This is a genomic window from Herminiimonas sp. CN (assembly GCF_000622895.1).
Classification (GTDB): domain Bacteria; phylum Pseudomonadota; class Gammaproteobacteria; order Burkholderiales; family Burkholderiaceae_D; genus AVCC01.
This window is the reverse complement of the sequence record NZ_AVCC01000119.1, coordinates 1-7,805: the sequence shown is the minus strand read 5'-3', so window position 1 is coordinate 7,805 and position 7,805 is coordinate 1. Positions and strand designations below refer to the sequence as shown.

General features: G+C 60.9%; 3 protein-coding genes. All 3 read left to right on the top strand.

What is annotated here, in order from left to right:
• The first annotated feature begins 461 nt into the window (after positions 1-461).
• From HMCN_RS18025 to HMCN_RS0116515, 3 genes are read left to right on the top strand one after another with little or no spacing between them, the layout of a single operon-like run.
• Positions 462-4,781 carry a PAS domain-containing hybrid sensor histidine kinase/response regulator gene (locus tag HMCN_RS18025; protein WP_025918424.1) on the top strand — a complete coding sequence of 1,440 codons (4,320 nt, stop codon included), beginning with the start codon at positions 462-464 and terminating at the stop codon, positions 4,779-4,781.
• An 11-nt stretch (positions 4,782-4,792) separates the two neighbouring features.
• Positions 4,793-5,956 (top strand): two-component system response regulator, encoded by a 1,164-nt coding sequence (locus HMCN_RS0116520; RefSeq protein ID WP_025918423.1) that lies wholly within the window; start codon positions 4,793-4,795, stop codon positions 5,954-5,956.
• The gene (locus HMCN_RS0116515) at positions 5,953-7,512 is read left to right on the top strand and encodes a hybrid sensor histidine kinase/response regulator (RefSeq protein WP_025918422.1); all 1,560 of its coding nucleotides are present in this window, start codon (positions 5,953-5,955) and stop codon (positions 7,510-7,512) included. Before HMCN_RS0116520 ends, HMCN_RS0116515 begins: the two co-directional genes overlap by 4 nt.
• Positions 7,513-7,805 lie beyond the last annotated feature (293 nt).

Below are 7,805 nucleotides of genomic sequence, written 5' to 3'. Positions count from 1 at the left end.
GCCCGCCTTTNTTTTTTTTGCACGATCGATGCTGCAGATGCTGCAATTGGCGCCAGGCATCATACCAATTATGTGCGGCATGGAAATATTTTAATGACAATAATGCATATTGCAATGCGGCAGGAACACAGCCAGCGCGGCAATAACCAGTAAGCCATGCTGCCGGTTCATTCAGCCGGTACCTCTTCATCTCGCTCCTGAAATTTATACACACCCCTGTATTTATTTTTACCGAATATAAAACATAATAAATACAGCATCTTTATTGCATACCCAATGTTTTTCAAACATTCTCTGTTCAGCAGCAGCAGTGTGTCGGCCGGATAGAATTTCCTGCAAAAACATGGCGTAGCACATTGAGCATGCGATTTCCCTATTGAAACTATTTTGACAAAATAGTCACAAAACAGTTGCGCTGCGTTAATATCCCAATTTTGCGAATTTATCAAGGCGTGATGCATATGGCCGATGATTCTCTGCTGGACCTAAGGGCTGCACTGGCCCGGCTGGAGCACGCCAACAGCGCGCTTGCACAGCAATTGTCGCAATCCGAAGAAGTCAGGCTCAAGGCCGAGACAACGCTGCGGGAAAGCGAAAGCTATAACAAAAAGGTGTTCCATCAGTCGCTGACGCCCGTTGTCATCATCGACCCGGTCCTGGGCATCACCGACTGCAACATGGCGGCGGTACGCCTGTACGGTTACACCGAACGCGAAGACGTCATGGGCAAGATGCCCTTCGATTTTTCGGCCCCCACGCAATACGACGGCACCGACAGCCGCACCGCCGGCGAAGAACTGGCCCGCATCGCCGTCGAACAGGGCATCGTCAATTTCCAATGGCGGGCCCAGCGTGCCAGCGGCGAGATATGGGATGCCGAGGTGCATTTGATGGCCTTCGACTGCGGCGGCAGGATGGCGCTGCGGTTCACCGTCGACGACGTCACCGAACGACGACGCGCGCGCGAGGAAATCGAATGCCAGCGACGGGAGATTCAGGAATTGCTGGACGAACAGCAAGCCATCTTTGAAAACGCCCCGAACGGCATGTCGTACACCTCCGACGGCGTCATCCTGCGGGCCAACAAACGCCTGGCCCAGCAACTCGGCCGCAGCGTCGACGAACTGACCGGGCAGTCAGCCTCGGCCATTCTGTTCGAGTCCCCGGAACGCTTTCGCGAATTCGGCGCGCTCGTCGCGCCCCTGCTGGGCGCGGGCAAGGATGTTCACTTGGAGTGGGATTTCGTCCGCAAGGACGGCTCCAAATTCATCGCCATGGTGTCCGGACAAGGCATCCAGCTTCCCGGTTACGAGCGGGCGGCGGTCTGGGTGTACGAAGACATCGCCGAACGCAAGCGCCTCGAGCGCGAGATGCGCGAAAGCGAGGAAAAATTCCGTCGCGTGCTGGAAAACAGTCCGGCGGGCGTGATCATCAGCACGCTGGATGGCCAATCTATTTTTTCCAATCTGCGTCTGGCCGAACTGCTGGCGATTGCGCCGGAAGATATCGCCCACTACCGTACAACGGACTACTGGCTCAACCCGAATGACCGCTATCCCTTCGTCGAGCAGCTCCGTCGCGACGGTGCGGTCAACGACTACCAGGCGGCCTTTGTCCGCACCGACGGCACGCCGCTCACGGTGCTGCTGACCTCGGTCATGCAGGATTCCAGCGCTGGCCGCTACCTGGTCACCTGGATTTACGACATCACGGAACGCCAGCGGGCCGCCGATAGCGCGCGCATTGCCAGCGCCGAACAAAGCGCCATGTTCGAGGCCGCCACTCTGGGCATCGCCTTCCTCAAGGACCGCATCGTCATTCGCAGCAACGGCCAACTCGACCAAATGTTTGGCTATGCCACCGGGGAACAGATCGGCCAACGCACCCGAATGTGGTACACCGATGACGCCAGCGACGTGGATGTGGGTGCCTCCTACGTGCAATTGTCGCGCGGGGAAATCCACCAGCGCGAACAGGAGCTGGTGCGCAAGGATGGCTCGCGCTTCTGGTGCCGGATGAGCGGCAGCGCCATCGATCCTTCCGATCTCGGGCGCGGCACGGTGTGGATGATGGAAGACATCACGGAAAGAAAGCAGGTGCGCGAGGAAATGGACCGCCAACAGGCCGAGATCCGAAAACTGCTGGAAGAACAGCAAACCATCTTCGAGAATGCCCCCAACGGCATTATCTATACCGGCGACGGCACCATTTTGCGGGCTAACAAGCGCATTGCCGAACACCTCGGGCGCACCGTCGAGGAATTGGTCGGAGCGACCGGCGCGATCATGTTCAAGTCGCAGGAAGACTATGGCGTGTTTGGCGGCGTCGTCGCGCCCCTGCTGGGCGCCGGCAAAGACGCCCACGTCGAATGGGAGTTCGCCCGCAAGGACGGTTCGAAATTCATTGCCAAGGCATCGGGACAAGGCCTGCACATGGCCGGTTACGACCATGTGACGGTGTGGGTGTTTGAGGATATCGCCGAGCGCAAGGCCGCCGAGCTGGCCACCGCCGAAGCGCGCCGGGTCGCCGAGGAGGCGACCAAGGCCAAGAGCGATTTCCTGGCCAACATGAGCCACGAAATCCGCACCCCGATGAATGCCATCATCGGCATGTCGCACCTTGCCCTGCAAACCCAGCTCGACAAGCAGCAGCGCAACTACATCGACAAGGTCAACCGCTCGGCGGAAAACCTGCTGCGCATCATCAACGACATTCTCGACTTCTCCAAGATCGAAGCCGGCAAGATGTCCATGGAAAAAATCGACTTCCGGCTGGAAGACGTCATGGACAATCTCGCCAACCTGGTGGGCATCAAGGCCGAAGAGAAGGGTCTGGAACTGCTGTTCAAGGCCGATGCGGACATGCCAGTGGCGCTCGTGGGCGACCCGTTGCGGCTCGGTCAGGTGCTGGTGAACCTGGGCAACAACGCGGTCAAGTTCACCGAAGCCGGCGAGATCGTGGTCGGTATTGAAAAAGTGAGCGAGGAAGACAGCGGCGTCGAGCTGCATTTCTGGGTCCGGGATTCAGGCATCGGCATGACGCCAGAGCAGTGCGGCAAGATGTTCCAGTCGTTCAGCCAGGCGGACTCCTCGACCACCCGGAAATATGGGGGTACGGGCCTGGGACTGGCCATCTCCAAAAATCTGATTGAACTGATGGACGGGCGCATCTGGGTCGAAAGCGAGGCCGGCAAGGGCTCGGTGTTCCACTTTCACGCCCGCTTCGGCGTGCAGACCGCCCCGATGCCACGGCGCATGTTCCACGCCGAAGAATTGCTCGGCGTGCGTGTGCTGGTGGTCGACGACAACGCCTCGGCGCGCGAGATCATTGCGAGCATGGCGCAAAGTTTCGGGCTGGAAGTCGAGGCAGCAAGGGACGGGCCGCAGGCCTTGGCCAAGGCCGCCGAGGCCGAAGGCAAGGGCCTTCCCTATGACCTGGTGCTGATGGACTGGAAAATGCCGGTGATGGACGGCGTGGAGGCCGTGCGCCAGCTACAGGACACGCAGCATTTGCAGGCTCCCGCCGTGATCATGGTCACGGCCTACGGGCGCGAAGAAGCACTCGGCTCAGCCGAGCAGCGCGGCGTGACGCTGCGCTCGGTGCTGACCAAACCGGTGATCGCCTCGACGCTGCTGGAAGCCATCGGCGAAGCACTAGGCAAAGGCTTCGTTACCGAAACCCGCGCCCAGGAGAAGGCCCTCGGTTACGGCGATGCGATGGCGACACTCGCTGGCGCCCGCATCTTGCTGGTCGAAGACAACGAGATGAACCAGGAGCTGGCGCTTGAACTGCTGCGCAACGCCGGTGTCGAGGTGGTGATCGCCAACAATGGCCAGGAAGCACTGGACATGCTCGCCAGGGATGCCCGCTTTGACGGCGTACTGATGGATTGCCAGATGCCGGTGATGGACGGCTACACCGCCACGCGCGAGATCCGCAAGAACCCGGCGCTCCAGGCGCTGCCGATCATCGCCATGACCGCCAACGCCATGGCTGGCGACCGGGAGAAAGTCATTGAGGCCGGCATGCTGGACCACATCGCCAAACCGCTGAACGTCAGCGAGATGTTTGCCACGATTGCCAAATGGATCCACCCCGCGAACGCCAGCGCTGGCCAACCGGCCGGCGGTGCGTTCCCCGCAGCGAAGGCGAGCGGGCCGACGGAGCCGCCCGGATTGCCAGCGCAGTTGCCAGGCATCGACATGCCAGCGGGTCTGGCCCGCACCATGGGCGACGAGCGCTTCTACCGTGTGCTGCTGATCCGGTTTCGCGACAGCAACCGCGACTTCGAACGCTGCTTTTCCAGCGCCCGCACGGGCACCGACCCGACCGCGCCCGAGCGCATCGCACACACCCTCAAGGGCTCTGCCGGTACCGTTGGGGCCTGGGGTCTGCACCAGGCCGCCAGCGACCTGGAGCAGGCGCTCCACGACGGCGCGCCAGCAATGCAGATCGATGCACGGCTTGCCAACGTGCTGGCAGAGTTCACCCCGGTGATCGACGGACTGGCGGTGCTGGATACCAAACCAGCCGGGCAGGCAGACAAAACCCTGGACACCAGCGCGGTGGTCGATGCGGCGCGTGTCCGCACGGTCACGCAGGAGCTTGAAGCCCTGCTCGCCTACGGCAACGCGGCCGCCGCCGACCTGCTTGACGACAACGCCAACCTGCTCGACGCCGCCTTCCCCCAGCACCTGCGCCAGATTGACGACGCCATCCGATCGTTTGATTTTGAAGCGGCCTTGGTACTGCTCAAAGACGCCGTTGCCACTTCTGCCTGAAAAACCTGACCATGGATGCAATCAACCCTCCTGACAAGCCCACTGTCCTGGTGGTCGACGATACGCCCGACAACCTGGCGCTGATGAGTGTCCTGCTCAGGGGCCACTACAGCGTGCGGGTCGCCAACAGCGGCGAGCGGGGACTCAAGCTCGCCGCCACCGGCAGTCCGCCGGACCTGATCCTGCTGGACGTCATGATGCCGGGCATGGACGGCTACGAAGTCTGCCAGCGCCTGAAGGCCGATCCGCAGATGCACCACATTCCCGTGATCTTTCTGACAGCCAAGAGTTCGATGGAAGACGAGAAGAAAGGCCTGGAACTCGGCGCGGTGGACTACATCACCAAGCCGATCAGCCCGCCCATCGTCCTGGCGCGGGTCAAGACCCATCTGGCGATGAAGGCCTCGGCCGATTTCCTGCGCGACAAAAATGACTATCTGGAGTCCGAGGTGGCCAAGCGCACGCGCGAAGTGGTAGCCATCCAGGACGTGACCATCCTGGCCATGGCGTCCCTGGCCGAAACGCGCGACAGCGATACCGGCAACCACATCCGGCGCACCCAGTTCTACATCAAGGCGCTGGCGGAGAAGTTGCAAGACCATCCGCGTTTTGCCCACTACCTCACCGCGCAAAACATCACCATGCTGTACCGGTCGGCACCGCTACATGACATCGGCAAAGTCGGCATACCGGACCGCATACTGCTCAAACCCGGACGCTTCGAGCCCGATGAATTCGAGATCATGAAGCGCCACAGCGTGCTCGGGCGCGATGCCATCGCCAGCGCCGAGCGATCCCTGGGCACCGAGGTCGAGTTTCTCCGCACCGCCAAGGAAATCGCATTGTCCCACCACGAAAAATGGGACGGCAGCGGTTACCCCAAAGGCCTGCGCGGCGATGCCATTCCGATCTCGGCCCGCCTGATGGCCCTGGCCGATGTGTACGATGCCCTCATCAGCCGACGCATCTACAAAGCGGGCATGCCGCATGCACAGGCAGTGGCGATCATCCGGGACGCCCGGGCATCGCACTTCGACCCGGATATGGTGGACGCCTTCCTGGACATTCAGGACCAGTTCCAGGCCATCGCCTTGCGCTTTGCCGATTCCAACGACGATATCGCAAAAAAAGAGGCGTACTTCTGCGCCGCCATCACCTACCCCGCATCCCCATGAACATCTCCAGCAAAACCATCTTCATGGTCGTCGATGATTTCGAAACCATGCGCAGGGTCACCTGCAACCAGTTGCACCTGCTCGGCGCGAACCAGATCGTTACCGCCAGCAACGGGGCCGCGGCCCTGGATATCCTGCGGCACAAGCACGTGGACGTCATCCTGTCGGACTGGCACATGCCGACCATGTCGGGGCTGGAGCTGCTCAAGGCCGTGCGCAGCGATAAAAAGCTCCGCAATCTGCCCTTCATCATGATCACGGCGGAGGCCAAGCGCGAGCGCGTTGCCGAGGCCATTGCCAACGGCGTCAACAGCCTGCTGGTCAAGCCCTACACCACTCAGCATCTGGGCCAACACCTCGAAAAAGCGATGGCCTACAAGCCGCGACCGGCAACCAGCGCCGCTCCCGGAACATCCCGGCCGGCGGCACCGGCCCCTGCGGCCAAGCCCGAGCGCCCAGCCACGATTTTGATCGTCGATGACACGCCGGACAACCTGCACCTGCTGTCGCACATGTTCAAGGAAGAGTACCTGGTGCGCGTGGCCAACAACGGGCAAAAGGCGCTGGAGATCTGCTGCTCCGACGATCCGCCAGACCTGGTGCTGCTGGACATCATGATGCCGGACATGGACGGCTTCGAGGTGGCGCAGCGCATGCGCGAGCACCCCAGCGCAGAAAACATCCCGGTGATTTTCGTCACCGCGATGGCGGGCGAGGATGCACGCCTGAGGGGCCTGAAACTGGGCGCAGTGGACTTCGTCACCAAACCCATCGACCCCGAAATTCTCAAGCCGCGCATGCGCAACTTCATGCGGTACGTGGCGCTGCGCAAGCAGTTGCAGGCCGACTACGATGGCATGCTGGATGCAGCCCGCCTGCGCGAAGACCTTGAACACATCACTCGCCACGACATGAAGGGGCCCCTGGCCGGCATCATCGGCCTGGTACAAACGCTCGTCGAAGGCGAGTCCATGGATCGCAGCCAACTGACGGAGCAACTGCGTCTGGTGGAGCAATCCGCACTGCAGGTGCTTGACATGGTCAACCGCTCGTCAGAACTGTTCAAGATCGAAACCGGTCGCTTCCAGCTCGACGCCAAGCCCATGAAGATTGCAGACATGTTGCAGCGCGTGGCAGACATCGCGTGCGCAGCGGTCGCGACCAAGCACCTGACGCTATCGGTGCAGGCCGGCACAGCGGCCAGCGATGGCATGCCGCAGGCGCTGGGCGACGCCATGCTGTGCTACTCGCTGTTGCAAAACCTGGTCAAAAACGCCTGCGAAGCCGCGCCTTCAGGCGGCCAGGTGTCGATCACGCTGCACGACCAGGAGCCGCTGCTCATCGTGATCGCAAACCAAGGCGCTGTCCCGGCCGAGATTCGCAGCCGGTTTTTTGAGAAATTCGTCACCTACGGCAAATCCGACGGAACCGGCTTGGGGACCTACTCGGCCAAGCTGCTGGCCGAAGCCCAGGGCGGCAGCATCGCGCTGGATGTCAACGACGCAACGGACACCACCTCGGTCACGGTACGGTTGCCACGGGCACCGGCTCCCTGAACCCGGCGCTACTGCGGGTGATGGTAATGGTGACTGGCCAGATTACAGCGTATAAACGGTCAGTCACCTTGAATCCTAGAGTACCCGGTCTCAGCTAGAAGCTGGCAATACGCATCGGAACCTTCAGACCCCACGCTTCATCAATCCACGGGTCAGCCATCTCCTTTTGTCTTCAAATTCAAATGCCTGCGCCCACGACTTCAACGTCATGCAGCTTATGTAAGTGCGATTCCGGTTAGAACAAAAGAAAACACGAAAACACGGGCTGTTGTCTATTTTTAATTGTTTTTTTG